16 protein-coding genes are annotated in these 17786 nt (G+C 63.6%); 7 read left to right on the top strand and 9 right to left on the bottom strand.

Annotated elements, in window-relative coordinates; genetic code table 11:
* Positions 1-58 precede the first annotated feature (58 nt).
* From X771_RS152770 to X771_RS152740, 7 genes are all read left to right on the top strand, one after another.
* A complete protein-coding gene (locus tag X771_RS152770) occupies positions 59-1492 on the top strand; it encodes a DHA2 family efflux MFS transporter permease subunit (RefSeq protein WP_023687939.1) in 1434 nt (477 codons plus the stop codon).
* A 271-nt stretch (positions 1493-1763) separates the two neighbouring features.
* Positions 1764-2750, top strand: a complete 987-nt coding sequence (locus X771_RS152765; RefSeq protein WP_023668176.1) for an ABC transporter permease — start codon at positions 1764-1766, stop codon at positions 2748-2750.
* Between the two features lie 59 nt (positions 2751-2809).
* Complete coding sequence (locus tag X771_RS152760; RefSeq protein ID WP_023668177.1) at positions 2810-3835, top strand: sugar ABC transporter substrate-binding protein; 1026 nt, start codon at positions 2810-2812, stop codon at positions 3833-3835.
* 79 nt (positions 3836-3914) lie between these two features.
* Entirely contained in the window at positions 3915-6038 is a 2124-nt protein-coding gene (locus tag X771_RS152755) for an SMP-30/gluconolactonase/LRE family protein (RefSeq protein ID WP_023687940.1), read from the top strand.
* Positions 6035-7078: a hypothetical protein gene (locus X771_RS152750; RefSeq protein WP_023687941.1), complete on the top strand. Its 1044-nt coding sequence runs from the start codon at positions 6035-6037 to the stop codon at positions 7076-7078. Before X771_RS152755 ends, X771_RS152750 begins: the two co-directional genes overlap by 4 nt.
* On the top strand, positions 7078-8574 hold the full coding sequence (locus X771_RS152745) for a sugar ABC transporter ATP-binding protein (RefSeq protein WP_023687942.1): 1497 nt from the start codon (positions 7078-7080) through the stop codon (positions 8572-8574). The genes X771_RS152750 and X771_RS152745 overlap by 1 nt, the downstream gene beginning before the upstream one ends.
* A 248-nt stretch (positions 8575-8822) precedes the next feature.
* Complete coding sequence (locus X771_RS152740) at positions 8823-9230, top strand: carboxymuconolactone decarboxylase family protein (RefSeq protein ID WP_023687943.1); 408 nt, start codon at positions 8823-8825, stop codon at positions 9228-9230.
* A gap of 45 nt (positions 9231-9275) precedes the next feature.
* Here X771_RS152740 and X771_RS152735 read toward each other — a convergent pair whose 3' ends face one another.
* The 9 genes from X771_RS152735 to X771_RS152695 form a co-directional block, all read right to left on the bottom strand.
* Positions 9276-10163: an amidohydrolase gene (locus tag X771_RS152735; protein ID WP_023687944.1), complete on the bottom strand. Its 888-nt coding sequence runs from the start codon at positions 10161-10163 to the stop codon at positions 9276-9278.
* Positions 10163-11299 carry a VWA domain-containing protein gene (locus X771_RS152730; protein WP_023687945.1) on the bottom strand — a complete coding sequence of 379 codons (1137 nt, stop codon included), beginning with the start codon at positions 11297-11299 and terminating at the stop codon, positions 10163-10165. The genes X771_RS152735 and X771_RS152730 overlap by 1 nt, the downstream gene beginning before the upstream one ends.
* Before the next feature lie 454 nt (positions 11300-11753).
* Positions 11754-12635 carry a MoxR family ATPase gene (locus tag X771_RS152725; RefSeq protein WP_023687947.1) on the bottom strand — a complete coding sequence of 294 codons (882 nt, stop codon included), beginning with the start codon at positions 12633-12635 and terminating at the stop codon, positions 11754-11756.
* A 7-nt stretch (positions 12636-12642) separates the two neighbouring features.
* Positions 12643-13647 carry a molybdopterin cofactor-binding domain-containing protein gene (locus X771_RS1000000169730; RefSeq protein WP_023687948.1) on the bottom strand — a complete coding sequence of 335 codons (1005 nt, stop codon included), beginning with the start codon at positions 13645-13647 and terminating at the stop codon, positions 12643-12645.
* Between the two features lies 1 nt (position 13648).
* Entirely contained in the window at positions 13649-15016 is a 1368-nt protein-coding gene (locus tag X771_RS1000000169735; RefSeq protein WP_023687949.1) for a xanthine dehydrogenase family protein molybdopterin-binding subunit, read from the bottom strand.
* A gap of 11 nt (positions 15017-15027) precedes the next feature.
* Positions 15028-15510, bottom strand: coding sequence for a (2Fe-2S)-binding protein (locus tag X771_RS152710; RefSeq protein WP_023673043.1), 483 nt, complete (start codon positions 15508-15510; stop codon positions 15028-15030).
* 60 nt (positions 15511-15570) lie between these two features.
* Entirely contained in the window at positions 15571-16365 is a 795-nt protein-coding gene (locus X771_RS152705; protein WP_023687950.1) for an FAD binding domain-containing protein, read from the bottom strand.
* 16 nt (positions 16366-16381) lie between these two features.
* Positions 16382-16825, bottom strand: a complete 444-nt coding sequence (locus X771_RS152700) for an SRPBCC family protein (RefSeq protein ID WP_023687951.1) — start codon at positions 16823-16825, stop codon at positions 16382-16384.
* A 111-nt stretch (positions 16826-16936) separates the two neighbouring features.
* A complete protein-coding gene (locus X771_RS152695; protein ID WP_023687952.1) occupies positions 16937-17764 on the bottom strand; it encodes an AraC family transcriptional regulator in 828 nt (275 codons plus the stop codon).
* Positions 17765-17786 lie beyond the last annotated feature (22 nt).

Consider the following 17786-nt stretch of genomic DNA (forward strand, 5'->3'; position numbering starts at 1 on the left):
AAGTTTGTTGGATAAGCTCTGGACGGGGCCAGCCATATGCTGTTCAACGCGGTTCGCCATGACTGCCGTTCCCGACACCGAGGCCTCCGCCGTAACCGCCAGCAATGCGCGGCGCGTGGCGTTGATCGTTGCCATCGCCTTTTTCATGCAGCTGCTGGATTCGACGATCATCTCGACCTCGCTGCCGCAGATGGGACAATCCTTCGGCGTGCCGGCGGTGGCGATGAGCATCGGCATCACCGCCTATATGCTGACCATGGCAGTGTTCGTGCCGCTGTCGGGCTGGCTTGCCGACCGCTTCGGCGCGCGCAACATCTTCCTGCTGGCGATCGTACTGTTCACGCTGGCCTCGCTGGCCTGCGGCTTCTCGCAAAGTCTGCCTCAGTTCGTTGCCGCTCGCGTCGTGCAAGGCCTTGGCAGCGCGCTGATGACGCCGGTCGGGCGAATTCTGGTGCTGCGCAATGCGTCGAAATCGGAGCTGCTCAACGCCACGGCGCTGATCACCTGGCCGGCGTTGTTTGCGCCCGTGGTCGGGCCGGTGCTTGGCGGCTTCATCACAACCTATCTCTCCTGGCACTGGAATTTCTTCATCAACGTCCCGCTTGGGCTCGTCGGGCTGGCGCTGGTCGCGCGCTTCATTCCGGGCGACCGCGCGGCCGATCCCAAGCCGCTGGATTGGCCGGGGTTTTTCCTCACGTCGCTGGGGCTCGCGCTGCTGCTCTACGGCCTTGAGCGCATCGCACATCCGGAAGACGGCGCCTTGCCCGCCGTGCTGCTGGTTGCCGCCGGCATCGTCATCGGCTGGCTGGCGGTGCGGCATCTCCGGCGCGCGCCGCATCCGCTGCTCGATCTCAGCGCGTTCAGGGTGCAGACCTTCGCCATCTCTACGCTTGCCGCCGGCACCATTTTTCGCGTGGCGATCAACGCCACGCCGTTCCTTTTGGCGCTGCTGTTTCAGGTCGGCTTTGGCCTTTCGCCGGTCGATGCCGGCTTGATGATCCTGGCCTATTTCCTCGGCAATCTCGGCATGAAGACGGTGACGACGCCGACGCTGCGGCGCTTTGGTTTTCGCACGGTCATGGTCGTCAACGGCCTGATCGCCTCGGCCTCGATCATGGCCTGCGCTGCGATCTCGCCGGAGACGCCGCAGGCGCTGGTGGTAGCGCTGATGCTGATCGCCGGCCTGACGCGCTCGATGCAGTTCACAGCGCTGAATACTCTGGCCTTCGCCGATATCGATGCGGCGCAGCGCAGCTCGGCGGCAACTTTGTCGTCCATGCTGCAGCAGATGTCGATGCTGTTCGGCGTAGCGGTGGCGGCTGCCATTCTGAACCTGTCGCAGATCGTCAGGCACCGGCCGGCGCTCGACCTCGTCGATTTTCGCATCGCCTTCCTGGTCATCGGCGCCATCGGGCTGGCGGCGGCGTTGCGGTTCCTCGTGCTGCCGCCCGGTGCAGGCGCCGAAGTTTCAGGCCACACGTCCAGGACCTGAATTCGCAATTTTCGCCGCTCAGGCGGCAATTAATTCCGCCTTGTGCTTTCGCCTCAGAACGGCACCTTCGCGCATACGCGCAATGGTGCAACCAAATGCCAAAAGCGCAGCCTTTTCCTAGGATTGCGCCAGTTCTAGCAATCGGTGCGTCCACTGGAAGATTATCACTGCCAACGGGTGTTCCGAGCGCGGATTCATTTGACGAAGCGGCGCCGAGCCGATTAGCTTTCTCGGAAGGGGTGGCAGAGCTGCCATCGGGGCGAATGCAGACATGAACACGATTGGCTGGCCAAATGTCAGGAGCCTGAATCAGGAAGGCATTGTCTTTGCCATCGCCGTGGTGCTGTTCGTCGCCGCTGCCATTGGGCTGCCTGGTTTCATCGCTGCCAACAATCTCGTTGCCATCGTCCGCTCGGTGTCGGTGCTGGGCATTTTGGCGCTCGGCATGGCGGTCGTCATAATCGGCAGGGGCATCGACCTGTCGGCGGTGGCGATCATGGCGATGTCGGTCGCCTGGTATCTACAATTGCTCAACGCCGGAACGCCTGATGGGCTCGCCTTCGCCTATGTGCTGGCAGGCGTGCTCGCCATCGGCCTGCTCAACGGTTTTCTCGTCGCTTATGCCGACGTGCCGGCGATCTTCGTGACGCTGGCGACCGGCTCCTTCGTCTTCGGCTATGTCCGCTCGCAACTGATCACACAGGATGCGGTGCCGGTGCCTCAGGGCCATTGGGTGGAGTTGCTCGGCGGCCTGCGTTTCCTCGACATTCCGATCGAAGTGTTCGTCTTCGCCGGGCTCGCCTTCCTGTTCTTCCTGTTCCTGCGCTACACCAAATGGGGCCGCTACATCTATTTCGCCGGCGACAATCCGGTCGCCGCGCGCAACATCGGCATTCCGGTGCGGCCAATGCTGGTGCTGCGTTATGTGGTTTCGGCCTTCGTCGCGCTGATCGCCGGCCTGCTGACGGCGTCGAGCCTGCACTCGATCAACACCCGCGTCGTCAACTCGACGCTGCTCTATGACATCGTGCTGGTGGCGGTGATCGGCGGCATCGGCCTGTCCGGCGGGCGGGGCGGAGTGCGCAATGTGCTGGTGGGCGCTGCACTTATCGGCATCCTGTCGAACGCGATGACCATCATCGACATTCCGCTGCTCTATCAAAACCTGATCAAGGCGGCGATCCTGCTCGGAGCCATCATCGTCGACGGCATCATCAATCCGCGCGACGAACAGACCGCGCAGCAGGGCGACATCTAAGGGGTACCCGACGGGTCATGCGGACCGGCCGGCAATAAGTGAAAAACAGAGGATGTGACATGAAACTGATCAGAACACTGATGGCGGCCGCCACGGCGCTTGCCGCTACCGCCTTCGTCGCGCCGACCTTCGCCGCCGACGATCCGGGCCCGGCCGCATACGCGCAGGCGCTCAAGGGCAAGCGCGTCATGCTGGTGCCGCTGGCGATGGGCTTCGACCTTGCGCAGGGCTGGTCGCACTATCTGAAGACGGAAGTCGAGGCCTGGGGCGGCACCTTCGAAACACGCGATCCGAACTGGGTCGTCGATGCCGGCGCACAGGCGATCACCGACGCGATCTCGTCCGACACAAGGCCGGACGTGCTGATCATCCATGCGCCGGATCTCAACTCCTATTCCAAGCTGATGAAGAAGGCGCAGGCTGCCGGAACCTACGTCATACTGGTCGACAATCCCGCCAACTTCCCGGCCGACGCCTTTGTCGGCAGTGACTGGGACCGGCTCGGCCAACTCGAGGCCGAAGCGGCGATCAAGGGCTGCGGCGAGAATTCGTCGAAGAAGATCGGCCTTGTGCAGGGTGATCAGGCCAACTCGTCCAGTCTCTACCAGTATGCCGGCATCATGAAGGTGCTGGAGAAGCACCCCGACTTCAAAGTCGTGGCCAAGCCCGACTCCAACTGGGATCCGACGACGTCGCGCAACGTGACGACGACAATGCTGCAGCAGAACCCGGACATCTGCTCTATCATCGACTTCTGGGATGGCGACGCCACCGGCGCATCCGCCGCCATCCGCGACGCCAAGCTCGACGGCAAGGTCTTTTTGGTCACCACCGGCGGCGGCGAGAAGGCGGCCGATTGCGACAAATTGCAGGACGGAACTTACGGCGCCGTGGTGATGACCGATCTGGCTCGCCAGTCCGGCGACATGAACGCTATCATCAAGTTCCTGCTGCAGAGCGGCCAGCCGGCCGGCACGTCGCACACCTACATCTACACACTGGAGAAGGCTACGACCAAGGCCGACCTCAAGCCCGACAGCTGCTGGGACCTGAAGGCGCTGCAGGCCGAAGCGGCGGCGAAGTAAGCCGCGCTTTTTCGACTGAAATAAACGAGGTGGCTGGACAATCCGGTCACCTCGTTCCCTCATGGAATAGCAGCCGCCGATGTCCTTTCGCGAACGCCTCCAGTCATGGCGCTACAATCTCGTGCCCGACCATCTGGTCGGCGAAATCCTGACAAAACGCTGGACCGACAACGCCATTCCGTTCCTGGCGCTGGTGGCGACGCTCAGCGTGTTCGGCTCGATCATTCCCGGCTTCTTCAAGCTGACCTCGCTACAGGAATCGACCCGCCAGCTCGGCGAGTTCTCGATGGTGGTCACCGGCATGACGGTGGTGATGCTGGGCGGCGGCATCGATCTGTCCGTCGGTTCGATCTTCGCGCTGTCCTGCTTCTCCGCCGTCTATGTCTTCTTCATCCTCGAACAGTCTATCTGGCTGGCGCTGGCGGCATCGCTTGCCACCGGGCTCATCTTCGGCGCCGTCAACGGCTACCTCGTCGGCTATCTCAGGCTGCGCGCCTTTCTGACTACGCTGGTCACCTTCATTTTTGGCCGGGCGCTGTTCGATATTCTCGTCACCACCTATGCCGCAGACGTGCAGCTTTCCCAGGCGACATCCGATGTGCTCGACTTCATCGGCGACAGCACCTTCTGGGGGCTTTCGGTCTCGGTGTGGCTGGCGATCATTCTTGCCATCGTCACCCATATCGCGCTGACGCGCTCACGGCCGGGCTGGCATGTGCTGGCGGTCGGCGGATCCAGGCGCTCGGCGCACAATGCCGGCATTCGCGTGCGCCGCATCGTGTTCATGACCTATGTCTTTTCCGGCTTCTGCGCCTCGATCGGCGGCTTCCTGATCGCTTGCCGCCTGAGTGGGGCAGGGCCGGGCACCGGCCTCAACCTTGAGATCATGGCGCTGACGGCGGCGGTGGTCGGCGGCGTCAGCCTGGGTGGTGGCCGCGGCTCGGTCATCAAGGGGCTGATGGGCGCCATCATCGTGCTGACCATGACCAACGGGCTGATCCGGCTGGGCTATGGCACCGGCACCAACCAGATGGTGCTGGGCATCATGCTGGCGGTGGCGGTGACGATCGACATCCGCTGGCTGAAGAACCGACATAAGGTGCTCAACGAAGTCTATGTCGCGCCGGTCTATCTCAAGATGGGCGAGACACAGTCTGCGGTGCCGGGCTCAGGCACGCCCTACGCGCTCGACAACCGGCTGTCGGCGGCCGACCATATCGGGCTCGGCGAGTTGGAAGGGCCGGAAGACGTCATCCTCGACCGCGACGATCACCTCTATTGCGGCACGCGCCATGGCGAGATCGTCCGCTTCTTCGCGCCGGATTACGTTAAGTCGGAGGTGTTTGCCCATATCGGTGGTTTTCCGCTAGGCCTGGCCTTCGACAAATCGGGCAATCTGATCAGCTGCGTCGGCGCCATGGGGCTCTATTCCGTCTCACCGGATCGGGAAGTGAAGCGCTTGTCGGCCGAGACGTCACGCTCCTGGACCTCGATCGTAGACGATGCGCGGCTGCGCGACCCCAATGATTGCGACATCGCGCCGGACGGGCGCATCTATTTCACTGACTCCACCAAGCGCTATGACGCGCACGATTGGGCGCTGGACTCGATCGAGAACCGCGCCACCGGCCGGCTGCTGGTCTATGACCCGAAGGACGGTTCGACGAAGACACTGCTCGACGGCTACCGCTACACCAATGGCGTGTGCATGGCGCATGATGGTAAGTCGCTGTTCTTCGCTGAGAGCTGGGCCTGCCGCGTCCACCGCTACTGGCTGGAAGGGCCAAAGGCGGGCGCCGCCGAATGCGTCATCCGCGACATGCCGGGCTATCCCGACAACATCAACCGCGCCTCCGACGGCAATTACTGGATGGCGTGGCTCGGCATGCGCACGCCCAGCTTCGACCTGTCGCTGCGCCATCCCGATATGCGCAAGCGCATGACGCGCCGGCTGCCGCAGGACGAGTGGCTGTTCCCCAACATCAACACCGGCGGCGTGGTGAAATTCAACGACAAGGGCGGCATTGTCGAGGCGATGGGCGACCTCACCGGCGGCGCGCATCCGATGGTCACCTCGATGCGCGAGCACAAGGGTTTCCTGTTCGTCGGCGGCATCCTCAACAACCGCATCGGCCGCTACAAGATTGCGGGCGCGGACCCGACCTGGACCAGCTCCGCTTCTTATTGGGGAACGCAGCCATGATCCTCGATCCTATCTTGGACATGTTTCGCGGCAAGGCCGTCACCATCCCGCCGCTCGACGGCGCCTTCCGGCCCAACACGCGGCTCGATGATGCGCCGGTTTTTGCCGGACTGATCGAACCCGACAATCTGCTGGTTGCCGATGGCCGGCTGCTCGCTTCCAGCGGCAACGCCATCTATTCGCTTGCCGCAGGAGTGGAGCCGAAGGTTGTCGAGACCTTTCCTTCCCCCATCACTGCGCTGGCTCTATCACTGTCGGGAGAACTGACGGTCGGACTTGAGAGCGGCAAGCTGCTGGTCGCCGGCAAGGAGGTTTCGCTGCCGTCTGGCGTCAGCTGCATCACCGCGCTTGCCTATGCCGAGGACGACACGTTGTGGCTGGCCAATGGCTCGGCTGAGCATGCGCCGTCGCTATGGGCCGCCGACCTGATGAAGAAGGGCGCGTCCGGATCGCTTTGGAGGCGGGACGCAGCCGGCGGCGGGTTCCGCAAAGTGGCCGGCGAGATCGCCTTTCCCTATGGGCTCCATCCCACGGGGCGGGATGTGCTGGTCAGCGAAAGCTGGCGTCACCAGCTCGTTCGCTTCGATGGTGCAACCGGTAGCCGCTCGACCGTGCTGACGCATCTGCCCGGCTATCCCGCGCGCCTTGCGCCGGCCGGCGATGGCGGCGCGTGGCTGGCCCTGTTCGCGCCGCGCAACCGGCTGATCGAATTCGTGCTGCAGGAAACGCATTACCGGCGCGACATGATCGACCAGGTGCCGCCGGCCTATTGGATCGCGCCGGCGCTGGCCTCCAACCGCAGCTTCCTCGAACCGCTGCAATGTGGCGGCATCCGCACCATGGGCATCCACAAGCCCTGGTCGCCGAGCCGCTCCTACGGGCTGGTGGTGAAGCTCGACCGGACCATGCAGCCGCAATTCAGCCTGCACAGCCGCGCCAACGGCACGCGCCACGGCATCTGCAGCGTGGCGGAGAAGGACGGACTTCTATTCATCGCCTCCAGGGGCGGCGATTATGTGCTCGACGCGGGAGGTTTCTGATGGAACCGATCGTGCGCCTGGAAAACGTCACCAAAAACTATCGCGGCGTGCCCGCGGTCAGACAAGTCAGCTTCGAACTGCGCAAGGGCGAAATCCACGCGCTGCTCGGCGAGAATGGCGCCGGAAAATCGACCCTGACCAAGATCATTGCCGGCGTCGTCGACGCCACTTCCGGCAAGATGTTCCACAAAGGCCGCGAGATCGCCTACGCCTCGCCGCATGCGGCGCTCGAGGCCGGCATCGCCATGGTGTTCCAGGAGACCAGCCTGGTGCCGTCGATGACAGTGGCGCAGAACCTCTATCTCGGCACCGAAAAGTTTCTCAACCGGCTGCGCGGCACCTACATTTCGGCGCAACAGTTTTTGCAATCGCTGAACTTCCCGGTCGACCCGAACGCCATGGTGGCAACGCTCGGCGCGGCCAAGCGTCAGATGGTCGAGATCGCGCGCGCCGTTCACCACAATGCCGAGATCATCATCTTCGACGAGCCGACGGCGACGCTGACGCCGGAGGAGAAGCGGCACTTTTTCGCACTGATCCGGCGGCTGAAGGCGAACGGCGTCTCGATCGTCTTCATCAGCCATGCATTGGAAGAGGCGCTGATGATCGCCGACCGCATCACAATCCTGCGCGATGGCGAACTGGTGATCACCGACGACACATCGGCCTTCGACCGCGACAAGATCGTCGCCGCCATGGTCGGGCGTACGCTGTCGGGACAGATCTACCGCCAGCGCGACGAGGCCAGGCTGCGCAAGGCCGGCAAGAAGGTGCTGTCGGTGCAGGACATTTCGATGAGCAATGTCGTGCGCAACACCTCCTTCTCGATCTTTCAGGCACAGATCACCGGTGTGTTCGGGCTGATCGGCTCCGGCCGCACCGAGACCTTCAAGATCGTCTCCGGCATCTACAAGCGCGATTTCCTGCGCGGCGGCGCCATCGAGCTGGACGACCGGCCGGTGCGCTATATCGTGCCGAGCGAAGCGGTCGCCGACGGCATCGTCTATGTTACCGAGGACCGCAAGAGCGAGGGCATTTTCGAGACGATGGGCGTTGCCGAGAACCTGTTCGGCGGGCTCCTGGCGGCGGGCCGCGAAAAGGCCTGGGTGATCAACCAGCAGGAGATGCGCACGCTTTCCGCTGAATGGACGAAGACGCTGAACATCAAGGCGATCAACGACAATGCCCGCGTGGTCGAGCTTTCCGGCGGCAACCAGCAGAAGGTGGTGATCGGCAAGGGGCTGGTGCAGCAGCCGCGTATCGTGATCTTCGACGAGCCGACGCGCGGCGTCGATGTCGGCGCCATCGCCGAGATCCACCAGATCATCAACCGGCTGGCCGACGAGGGGTTGGCCGTGGTGGTGATCTCGTCCTACCTGCCGGAAATCATGAACCTGTCGGATCGGATTCTGGTGTGCCGACAGGGGCGCATCGTGGAGGAGTTCTCGCCGGCGGAGGCGACGGAGGAGAAGATCATGTATGCGGCAGTGCACTAGGTTGCCGGTCGGTGTTTGACGGTGCGCATACGTCACCAATTGGCCAAGGCCTCAGCGCCTTCGTCATGCTCGGGTCTCCGCGACGGCGCTTCGCGCCTGCTTCGCCCCTGAATGACGAAGCTGAGATGCTTCGGCCAATCGCCATGGTTCTGTCAGCATCAAAAACTGAATCGGAATAGCCGGTTAGCCGCCCTTGCTCGAGACCTGATTCAACCACCTGATCCACCGATTCAACGAAAGGAAACGCCATGGCCGCCACAAAACTCCTCAGCGATGCCGAGGTCGAAAAAATCCCGGTTGCGAAGGCTGTGTTCGACGACATCCGCGCGACGCGCAAGTCGGACTTCGTCAACAATTTCTGGCGCGGGCTGGCCAACGATCCGGCCTTGCTGAAACGGACATGGGACCAGGTGAAAGTGGTGATGGCTACGGAAAGCGCCATCGATCCGCTGACCAAGGAGATGATCTACATCGCTGTGTCGACCGCCAATGGCTGCTCCTATTGCGTCCATTCGCACACGGCTGCGGCGCGGGCCAAAGGCTTGACCGATGCGCAGCATGGCGAGATGGTGTCGATCATCGGGCTGGCCGGGCAGACCAACCATCTGGTGACTGCGATGCAGATTCCGGTCGATCCTGAGTTTGAAGTGAAGTGAGGGGCGGCTTTCGCTTCTCCCCTGTGGGAGAATGGAAAGCGTGCGCTATGCCGGTCTGTAAACCTTCTCTGCTGTATTCCAAAAGATATCCGCTTCCGCCACCGGACCGTGCTTCGCCACGGCTGCACGATGCGCCTTGATCAGTTCGGCGTGGCTGGTCCAGAGCTTCTCTATCGGGAAGTTGGAGCCGAACATCAGGTGGTCAGCGCCCAGAATGTCGATCGCATTGTCGACGATGTAGGCAATCAACGCCGGATCGTTGCGGTGGGCGAAGGTGCCGAGGCCCGACAGCTTGGCGTAGAAGTTCGGCGCTGTTGATAGCGTACTCAGGCCGGCTTTCCAGGCCTCGGTGGTTTCCGGCTCCATGCCGGTCAGCATGCCGGCATGGGTGAGGATGAAGTTGATCTGCGGGTTCTCGCCGACCAGCGTCAGCCCGTCCTTCATCTGGGCAGGGAAAAGCTGCAGGTCGAAGGACAGGCCATAGTCTTTAAGCCGCGCGACATTGGCCCGCACCTTGGGGTCGATGACCTGATCGGCCGAGGCAGCGAAGCGGAAGGCCGGCGTCTCGTGCCAATGCAGCTGCATGCGCACGCCGCGCAGCAGCGGGTACTTTTTCAATCGATCGATCTGGGGCCGGACATCGTCGACAGTCATATCGGTATAGCCGACGATAGCGTGCGGCCAGCCGGTCTCGTCGGCAGTCTTCTGCAGGAAGGCGACTTCTTTTTCGAAATCCTCCTTGGCCCAGTTGGTCTGGACATAGACGGCCTTCTCGACACCTGCGCCTTGCTGATCGGCGAGAAATTCCTCGATCGGATAGTCGCGGCGGATCGGCTCGTAGGGGCCGAAAATGCGCGGCACCATCGGCCCGACCAGCCAGGGCTGATCCTGCTGGCGCCAGATGTGGAAATGCGCGTCGATGGCTTTCTGCATCACGATACCCTTTTCCAGATTGCGGACGCCGCCGTGGCCGGGCGGGCGAGCGACAGGATGAAATCGGTGAGACTCCCGAGCGACGAGCCGTCGATGAGATCGTCGAGATCGGGCAAGATGGCGCGCAACGCCGCCGTTGCCGGCTGGAAGCGCGGATCGCCGGCCAAAGGTGTGGCCAGCGACAGGCGAAAGGCGCGGGCGCTCAGGCGGCGTATCGCGGTCTCGAGATCGGCATGGTCGCCGCGCTCCAGCGCGTCCGACAGGATGATCACAGCAGCGCCGCGGGCGAAGGCTGAGAAACGGGGCACCGAGAGGAAGGCGAGCAGGGTCGGTCCCATGCGCGTGCCGCCGTCCCAGTCGTCTACGAGTGCCGCCGCTTGGGCGAGAGCCTGGTCGCGATCGCGGATACGCAGTGCGGACGTGATTCGGGTGAGCTGCGTGCCGAAGGTGAAGATTTCGGCACGGTCAGCACCTTGTACGGCGGCGTGAGCCAATTTGAGATAATCCGATGTATGCAGCTTCATCGAGCCGGAGACGTCGATCAGGATCAGCAGTTTGCGCGGCACCGTCTGGCGGCGGCGGAGCTGCGGCGAGGGGATATCGCCATCGGCGGTGACGATTTCCCTGAGCGAGCGGCGCAGATCGAGCTTGCCACGCGAATGGGTGCGCACGGTGCGGAATGAGCGGCGCGCGGGGAGGGCTGAAGCGAGCTTGCGGCGAAAGGCGGTCAGCCTGTCATCGTCACGCTGAAAATCGCGCGTGCTCAGTTGCTCCAGGCCCGACGACAGATCGCCGCCTTTCTCCTGGCGCGTGGTCTGTTTCTCCTCCTGGCGCGTGCCGTGATCGTCTTTGATGCGGGTTTCCTCGTCTTCCTCGCCTTCGATCGAGGGTTGGCCATCGCCATGGAAGTGATTGCGAAAATGCGCCTCGAATTCGCCGCGGCGATCGGGCGGGGGGGCAAGCGTTGCGAGCGCCGCCTCGCGGATGTCGGCCATCGAGCGGGGACCGAGCAGGGTGACCGCCTGCATGAAGCTGGAGACCTGCTCGGGGGCGACGGCAAAGGCGTGGCGGCGCAGCAGCCGGGCGAAGTGGAGGAAGGGCGCGGAGGCGAGAGGAAGGGTTCCCTGACGCATCATTCCTTCGCGCCCCCCTCTGTCCTGCCNGTGGAGGAAGGGCGCGGAGGCGAGAGGAAGGGTTCCCTGACGCATCATTCCTTCGCGCCCCCCTCTGTCCTGCCGGACATCTCCCCCACAAGGGGGGAGATCAGCAGCTTTGGCGCTTCGGTTCTTTCTGCGCCGCTGGAGATTGGCGAAAGCCAGGATGACGGCTGATCTCCCCCCTTGTGGGGGAGATGTCCGGCAGGACAGAGGGGGGCGCTGTCCCGCCAGCGTTGCACAGTGCCCAGGTGAGGCCACCTCGCTATGAACGAGCTGTTGACCTCACACGTCACCCCANAGTGGAGGAAGGGCGCGGAGGCGAGAGGAAGGGTTCCCTGACGCATCATTCCTTCGCGCCCCCCTCTGTCCTGCCAGCGTTGCACAGTGCCCAGGTGAGGCCACCTCGCTATGAACGAGCTGTTGACCTCACACGTCACCCCAGCGCCTCCTCGACAATCTGGCCAAGCTCCGGCGCGATTGCGGACAAATCCTCCTCGTCCTTGATAAGCACACCGATGGCTCGGCGGAAGGCTTGCGGCCATGGGCTGCCGCCTTTCTCCAGTATGGTGGCGGCGTTGGCCCATTCGACGGCCTCGGAGATGCCGGGCGGCTTGGCCAGTGGCCGCGCGCGGATCGACTGCACGGCATTCGCCACGGCGCGCGCGGTGGTCTCGGCGACATTGCCGGCGCGCAGCATGATGATGGCGGCTTCGCGCTCGGCGTCGGGATAGCCGATCCAGTGATAGACGCAACGCCGACGCAGCGCCTCCGCCAGTTCGCGGGTTCGGTTCGAGGTCAGGATGACGATCGGCTGCGCCTCGGCGCGGACCGTGCCGCGCTCAGGAATGCTGATCTGGAAGTCGGAGAGGAATTCCAGCAGTAGCGCTTCGAATTCGTGGTCGGAGCGGTCGATCTCGTCGACCAGCAGCACGCGCTGCTCCGGCGCCCGCAGCACCTGCAGCAATGGCCGCGCGATCAGAAAGCGGTCGTCATAGATGTCGATCTCGTGCTCGCCGGCATGGCGGATGGCGAGCAACTGGCGCTGGTAGTTCCATTCATAGAGCGCGTGTGCTGCGTCGATTCCTTCATAGCATTGCAGCCGCACCAGATCGCGGCCCAGCAGCTGCGCGATCGCCTTGGCCGCTTCGGTCTTGCCGACGCCGGGCGCGCCTTCGAGCAGCAACGGCTTGCCCAGCCGTATGGCCAGGAAGATGGCGGTGGCCAGGCTGTCGTCGGCGAGATAACGCGAAGCGGCGAGACGGGATGCCACCGCCTCCGGTGAGGTCGCGACAGTCTCTGCGTTCGGCTCCTGCATGTCGTCCTCAGTTCGCCGCTTGCGCCTTCAGCGCGCGCAATATGCGCTCCGGCGTGATCGGCAGCGTGTCGATGCGCACGCCGACGGCGTCGAAGACGGCATTGGTAACCGCGGGGATCTGCGGGTTCGCGCACATTTCGCCTGGCCCTTTGGCACCGTAAGGACCATCCGCCGACGGCCGCTCCAGCACGATGATCTCGGTTTGGGCGAGATCGCCCGGTCCCGGCATCAGATACTGGTTGAAGTCGGTGCCGCCATGGTCGCGGTTGGGATAATAGGGCTCGGTCGTTTCGTAGAGCGCGTGGCTGATGCCCATCCAGGAACCGCCGACCAGTTGCTGCTCGACCATTTTCGGGTTCAGCGCGCGGCCGATCTCAAAGACGTTCTTGACGGTCAGCACCGTAACCTCGCCCGTCTCGTCATCGACCTCGACCTCGGCCACCGTGCAGGCATGGGCGTAGCAGGTCGACGGCTTCATCGCGCCGGTCTCTTTCTCCGGATAGGAGCGCGGGATCAGGAACATGCCGCGGCCTGAGATCGAGCGGCCACGCTTGAAATGAGCCGACAGCGCGACATCGAAGATCGAGATCGACTTTTGCGGCGCGCCCTTGACCAGAATGTTGCCCTCGCCATCAGTTTCGAGATCGGAGGCGTTCACCTCCAGCTCTTCCGCCGCCACTTCCAGCATCACCTGGCGCGCTTCCTTGGCCGCCTGGATGACGGCGTTGCCGGCGCGGTGGGTGCCGCGCGAGGCGAAGGTGCCCATGCAGTGCGGACCGGTGTCGGTGTCGGCGGTGTCGATGGTAACCCGGTCCGTCGGCACGCCGATGGTCTCGGCGCAGATCTGCGCCATGATCTGCTTCAAGCCCTGACCGAGATCGACGCTGGAAAGCGTCACCATGAAATTGCCGGTCGGCGTCGAATGCACCAGCGCCTGCGTCGGGTCGCCGCCAAGGTTCATGCCCGTCGGATAGTTGATCGCGGCGACGCCGCGTCCGCGCTTTAGCCCCATCTCAAGCTCCCTTCTTGTAGGAGGACATCGCCATATACTTCTCCGCCACAGGCCAGTTGGCGGCGCGCGACGCCTCCTGCATACACTCGATCAGCGCCGCTCCTTCGGTCGGCTGGCGATGCGCCTTCATGTCGCCATCGCGATAGGCGTTGATGAAGCGGAATTCGAGCGGGTCCATGCCGATCAGCCGCGCCAGCTTGTCCATCTGCACCTCAAGCGCGAAGTCGCCGATGGTGACGCCGAAGCCGCGCATCGCGGAGGAGGGTGTGCGGTTGGTGTAGACGCAGTAGGTGTCGATCCAGACATTGGGGATGGTGTAGGGGCCGGGATAGTGCGCGGCACCCTTCTGCGCCCCATAAGGCGAGTGGCGCGAATAGGCGCCGGCATCGGTATAGCCGGTCACCTTGCGCGCAACGATGCGGCCATCGTTCATCACGCCGTCCTTGATGATTATCTTTTCGGCGGCGCGGGGTGAGGAGATCTGCATCTCCTCTTCGCGGCTGTAGATGAAGGAGACGGGACGTCCTGTCAGCTTGGCGCCAAGAATGGCGATCGGCTCGACGATGACGTCGACCTTGCCGCCAAAGCCGCCGCCGACAGTGCCGCCGACGAAATGCAGTTTGGAGCCGGGCATCTGCAGGATGATCGACGCGTTGTCGAGGGTGAAGAACATCGCCTGGGTGTTGGTGTAGCAGGTGAAGCGGTCATTGCCTTCGGGCACCACGACGCAGCCCGTGGTCTCGGTCGGCGCATGCTCGATCGGCGAGGACTGGTAGCTCTGTTCCAGGATGTGGTCGGCGCCAGCGAAGCCCGCCTCGACATCGCCGAAGCGCACCTTGCGGCATTCGCCGCTGTCATAGAGGTAATAATTCTGGCCGTGATATTCGTTGACCAAAGGCGCGCCGGGCTTCAGCGCTTCTTCCATGTCGAAGACGGCCGGCAGCACCTCATAATCGACCTTGACCTTGGCTGCCGCTTCCTGAGCCGCGCGCTCGGTCTCGGCCAGCACCGCCACCACGGCCTCGCCCTTCCAGCGCACCTTGCCGTCGGCCAGCACCGTTTCGTCTTCCGGTCCGACCTGGATCAGGATCAGGATGGTGTAGACATTGTGCGGCACATCCTTGGCGGTGAGGATTTTCACCACGCCGGGATGCTTCTCCGCTTCGGAAGTGTCGATCGAACGGATGCGGGCATGGTGGTGCGGACTGCGCACCATTTTCAGGTGAAGCATATTCGGGAAGTTGCGGTCGGCGAAATAGGCGGTCTTGCCCGTCACATGTCCCGGCGAATCCAGCCGAGGCCGCCCATGGCCGATCTCGTGCAGGCCGTCCTTGCGCTGATCGGCGAAATAGTTTTTGCGCAGTTCCATTCTTTTGGTCCTTAGGCCGCGTTCTGCGAATTGGCTCGGGCCGCGGTCAGCACCGCCTGGATGATCGGCTCGTAGCCGGTGCAGCGGCAGATATTGCCGGACAGCGCCTCGACCACATCCTCGCGGCTCGGATTGGGCGTGTGGTCAAGCAGCACCTTGGCGGCCATGATCATGCCCGGCGTGCAGAAGCCGCATTGTGTGGCGAAGGCGTCGAGGAAGGCACGCTGCAGCGGATGCAGGACGCCGGCCTCAGCGAGGCCCGATGTGGTGCGAATGTCGGCGCCGCCGCAGGTCTCGGCCAGCGTCAGGCAAGAGAGCCGGAGTTCGCCGTCGATGATGACCGAACAGGCGCCGCAGGTGCCCTGGTGGCAGCCGCCCTTGGGCGAGGTGTCGCCGATCTTGTCGCGCAGCGCGTGCAGCAGCGTCGTGCCGCTGTCGACAAATTCGGCCTTCTCCGAGCCGTTGAGCGTGAACTGAACCGGAACCTTTGCCATGTTTTCCTCCCAGCGCGCCTGCCCGGTTGATCGGACAGACGCGCGCCCCCCAAGCGGTGGTTAAGTAAGCAGCAGCCGGCCGAGATGGACCGGCAGAACCTCGGCGCGATACCAGGCGCTGGCGATCGGGTCGGTGATTGGCGAGGTGCCTTCACCGGCTGCAGCCAGCGCCGCTGCGACGCCGTCCTGCTCGAGCCTGCTGCCGATCAGTGCCTTTTCCGCAGCACGGGCGCGCATCGGCCGGTCTGCCATGCAGCCGAGCGCGATCCGCGCCGAGGAGACAGTGCCGTCGCCGGCCTGTTCGAGAACGGCGGCGATGCTGAGCACGGAGACGCCCTTCGGCTTGACCCGCGACACTTTCAGGAAGCGGAAATTCTCGGCCTTCGGCAACGCGAAGGCGACTGATGTGACGATGGCGCGGCTGTCGTCCCGCCTGGCCAGAAAATCCTCGATAGGCAATTCCCCATCATCGGTGCCGACCGTCGCATCCAACGCCAGCAGGGCGACAGCGAAATCACCGTAGGGCGCGGGTGCGAACAGATTGCCGCCGACAGTCGCCATATTGCGGATTGCCGGGCCGCCGACGGCGCGTGCGGCCTTGGACAGCGCCGCAAGCTCCGGATGGCGGGCGATAGCCGCCATCGTCACCGAAGCGCCTATGCGGACCTTGCCGCCGGCAACGGTGATCCCGGAGAGGGTCGGATCGGTCGAGCGGACGAGGCCGGTGACGGAGACATCGCCTTCATTGGCGGCGCGCACGACCAGCGTGCCGCCCCCGAGATAGCGGGTGCCGGGCGCCTTCAGCGCCGCGTTGGCATCCCTGACGGCCGAAAAGGTCTGGAGGGCAAGCGCCATGGCAGTCTCCCCTGACTCAGCTCTGGCCAGAAAAATGGCTCTTCAACGCATTGAAGCCACCCTGGAAGACATTGGCGGCCATGCCGGCGGCGATCTTGTCGGCCTCTTCGGGCGCCGCGTCGAAAGTTGCGGTCCATTCAGCATAGGTGCGGTCGCCGTCGGTCACGCGGCGCAATTGCAGCGTTGCCTTGTGATTGGTCAGCGGCTGCGGCGTCTCCAGGATGGAGTAGCTGACGCGGAAATTCGAATCGGAGAAGTCGAGCAGTTTCTCGCGGATACGCGCGCCGCTGGCGAGCTCGAAATTACGCACGCAGCCGATGGTTTCGGCGCTCTTGCCGTCTTCGATATGGCTCTTGACCATGCGCGGATGCCAGCCCGGCAGGCCGTTGAAGTCGCGTATGCGCGCCCAGACCTTTTCGACCGGCGCGTCGATGACGCTGGAGACGGTGACTTCAGCCATATGATCATTCCCCTACGAATTCGATACGCTGCAGGGTAGGGCGGCGGCCGGCGTTGCGCTTATCAATGGGTCTTGCGGCCCTATCAAGGAGTCTGAAAAAGAACGGCCCGTTCAGGCCATGGCACGCGCCGCTTCGCGGTAAAGCGTCGGCGGCACGCCGACATGGTCGCGGAAGAAGCGCGAGAAATTGCCCTGGGTGGTGAAGCCGAGATTGCAGGCGACCGAGATCAGCGGCTCCTGCGACCACTGCAGCTGCCGCACGGCTTCCTCCATGCGCAGCGTGTTCCAGTAGACATTGGGCGTCAGATTGGTCTGTTCCTTGAATAAAGCAAAGAAGTGCGGCCGCGACAGGCCGACGCTGCGGGCGACGTCGTCGAAGGAGATGCGTTCGCAGACATTGGCCTTCATCAGCTGGATTGCCTTGCGGACGCGGAAATCCTGCATTGTGTTGACCCGGATGCGCGCCTCCCGCGGCGCCGAGGCGTCGGCGGCGTCGAGCAGGCTATCGATGAAGCGCTCGATCTCGTAATTGGCGACGTCGTCGATGCTTTCATTATCGCTCAAATGGTCGAGCAGGTTGGCGGCGGCCTGGTGCAGCCAGGGTTCGAGCGTGATCGCAGCCTGTGCAAACAACGGCGCCGACGAAGGCAGGTCGCGGCGCCGGCGCGCCCAATCCGGATCGATGTAGAAAGCGAGGAACAGGCCGGGCCTGCCGTTCTGCGACAGAATGTGGCTGTGCGGCTGGTAGGAATTGATGCCGGCGGCGGTGCCGGGACCCAGCGGCACCGTCTCGCGGCCGACGGTCATCTCGCCGGCCGTGCCCTCCAGCCAGATGATGATGTGGGCCTCGACATGCGCATGGGTGACGAAGTCGCTGGCGACATTCAGGACAGAAACATGTCCGAACCGGCCCCAATAGAGCCTGATCGCGTCCGTCATGGGTTATACCTCCCGCAGACGA

The organism is Mesorhizobium sp. LSJC269B00 (genome assembly GCF_000502815.1).
Classification (GTDB): Bacteria; Pseudomonadota; Alphaproteobacteria; order Rhizobiales; family Rhizobiaceae; genus Mesorhizobium.

Excerpts from the sequence above, each read along its gene's own strand:
- X771_RS152770 (WP_023687939.1), top strand. The coding sequence starts at position 59 with ATGACTGCCGTTCCCGACACCGAGGCCTCCGCCGTAACCGCCAGCAAT.
- X771_RS152765 (WP_023668176.1), top strand. The coding sequence starts at position 1,764 with ATGAACACGATTGGCTGGCCAAATGTCAGGAGCCTGAATCAGGAAGGC.
- X771_RS152760 (WP_023668177.1), top strand. The coding sequence starts at position 2,810 with ATGAAACTGATCAGAACACTGATGGCGGCCGCCACGGCGCTTGCCGCT.
- X771_RS152755 (WP_023687940.1), top strand. The coding sequence starts at position 3,915 with ATGTCCTTTCGCGAACGCCTCCAGTCATGGCGCTACAATCTCGTGCCC.
- X771_RS152750 (WP_023687941.1), top strand. The coding sequence starts at position 6,035 with ATGATCCTCGATCCTATCTTGGACATGTTTCGCGGCAAGGCCGTCACC.
- X771_RS152745 (WP_023687942.1), top strand. The coding sequence starts at position 7,078 with ATGGAACCGATCGTGCGCCTGGAAAACGTCACCAAAAACTATCGCGGC.
- X771_RS152740 (WP_023687943.1), top strand. The coding sequence starts at position 8,823 with ATGGCCGCCACAAAACTCCTCAGCGATGCCGAGGTCGAAAAAATCCCG.
- X771_RS152735 (WP_023687944.1), bottom strand. The coding sequence starts at position 10,163 with ATGCAGAAAGCCATCGACGCGCATTTCCACATCTGGCGCCAGCAGGAT.
- X771_RS152730 (WP_023687945.1), bottom strand. The coding sequence starts at position 11,299 with ATGATGCGTCAGGGAACCCTTCCTCTCGCCTCCGCGCCCTTCCTCCAC.
- X771_RS152725 (WP_023687947.1), bottom strand. The coding sequence starts at position 12,635 with ATGCAGGAGCCGAACGCAGAGACTGTCGCGACCTCACCGGAGGCGGTG.
- X771_RS1000000169730 (WP_023687948.1), bottom strand. The coding sequence starts at position 13,647 with ATGGGGCTAAAGCGCGGACGCGGCGTCGCCGCGATCAACTATCCGACG.
- X771_RS1000000169735 (WP_023687949.1), bottom strand. The coding sequence starts at position 15,016 with ATGGAACTGCGCAAAAACTATTTCGCCGATCAGCGCAAGGACGGCCTG.
- X771_RS152710 (WP_023673043.1), bottom strand. The coding sequence starts at position 15,510 with ATGGCAAAGGTTCCGGTTCAGTTCACGCTCAACGGCTCGGAGAAGGCC.
- X771_RS152705 (WP_023687950.1), bottom strand. The coding sequence starts at position 16,365 with ATGGCGCTTGCCCTCCAGACCTTTTCGGCCGTCAGGGATGCCAACGCG.
- X771_RS152700 (WP_023687951.1), bottom strand. The coding sequence starts at position 16,825 with ATGGCTGAAGTCACCGTCTCCAGCGTCATCGACGCGCCGGTCGAAAAG.
- X771_RS152695 (WP_023687952.1), bottom strand. The coding sequence starts at position 17,764 with ATGACGGACGCGATCAGGCTCTATTGGGGCCGGTTCGGACATGTTTCT.